Source organism: Moryella indoligenes (assembly GCF_030812885.1).
In the GTDB taxonomy this organism is placed as follows: domain Bacteria; phylum Bacillota; class Clostridia; order Lachnospirales; family Lachnospiraceae; genus Moryella; species Moryella indoligenes.
This window is the reverse complement of sequence record NZ_JAUSTO010000041.1, coordinates 1-1,357: the sequence shown is the minus strand read 5'-3', so window position 1 is coordinate 1,357 and position 1,357 is coordinate 1. Positions and strand designations below refer to the sequence as shown.

Here is a 1,357-nt window from a genome sequence, read left to right as displayed (position 1 = left end):
GAATCAGCATGTCGCGGTGAATACGTTCCCGGGTCTTGTACACACCGCCCGTCACACCATGGGAGTCAGCAACGCCCGAAGTCAGTGACCCAACCGAAAGGGGGGAGCTGCCGAAGGCGGGGCGGATAACTGGGGTGAAGTCGTAACAAGGTAGCCGTATCGGAAGGTGCGGCTGGATCACCTCCTTTCTAAGGAAGAGAGTAGGGGTTGTGTGTGCTGTCTGGTCGTTGATTAAGAGGTTTACACTATCTGGTGTCGATACGTCTGAGGGGAACACCCGTACCCATCCCGAACACGACGGTTAAGACTCAGACGGCCGAAGGTACTATGCTGGTAACGGCATGGGAGAACAGGCGGATGCCAGATTTTATAAAAAAAGAATGGCTGAAAAGCTTTGGACAGATGATCGTTTATCGATCATCAGAGAGCTTAAGAGAACTTAAGCTTTCTGATGACTGATAAAAAGTCAGTCACTCGCACCTTGAAAACCGCATACAGAACGATCTACATTCTAATCTAATTTAGAATATCTAGACATCCGAGGTGATACGGATGAGAGTCCGTATCCGAAGAAACAAATACGTTACAACATGATTTGAGAATCATGACCGAAAAACCGCATGCTTACACGCTAGTGAGCATGTAAAGTCGAGCTGAACCGCTCAGAGTGCTTTTAGCTGCTTTTTACAAACTTGAACGGAGTTCAAGTTTGAGAGGAGGAGCTGCGGAGCATATCGAGCTTCGTGTTTACACGGAGCGAGAGGGAGCGGAGTAAGCGACGACGAGGTTAAACAGAAAGAGCGTAGGGTGGATGCCTTGGCACTAAGAGCCGAAGAAGGACGTGACAAGCTGCGAAAAGCTGCGGGTAGGAGCAAATATCCAATGATCCGCAGATATCCGAATGGGGAAACCTGCTGCAGAAGAGCTGCAGCGACTGTACATGAATCCATAGTGTGCAGCCGGGAACCCGCTGAACTGAAACATCTAAGTAGGCGGAGGAAGAGAAAACAACAGTGATTCCGTAAGTAGCGGCGAGCGAAAGCGGAGGAGCCCAAACCATGGTGCGTGCACCATGGGGTAAGGACTGCAAAAAGAGAGTATTCCGTTATCAGAAAGGACCTGGAAAGTCCTGCCAGAGAGGGTGAGAGCCCCGTAAGAGAAAATGGGATACAATCCGGCAGAATCCGGAGTACCACGAGACACGTGAAACCTTGTGGGAAGGCGGGGGGACCACCCCCCAAGGCTAAATACTACTTAGTGACCGATAGCGCATAGTACTGTGAAGGAAAGGTGAAAAGGACCCCGGGAGGGGAGTGAAAGAGAACCTGAAACCCTATGTTTACATACAGTGGAAGTA

The 1,357-nt window shown here is 50.1% G+C and carries 3 rRNA genes; all 3 read left to right on the top strand.

Annotated features, from left to right (window positions below):
* Positions 1-188 (top strand): 16S ribosomal RNA (locus J2S20_RS12065); the annotation flags it as partial.
* A 60-nt stretch (positions 189-248) separates the two neighbouring features.
* A 5S ribosomal RNA gene (rrf, locus tag J2S20_RS12060) occupies positions 249-366 on the top strand.
* A gap of 418 nt (positions 367-784) precedes the next feature.
* Positions 785-1,357: ribosomal RNA gene (locus J2S20_RS12055) — 23S ribosomal RNA — on the top strand; the annotation flags it as partial.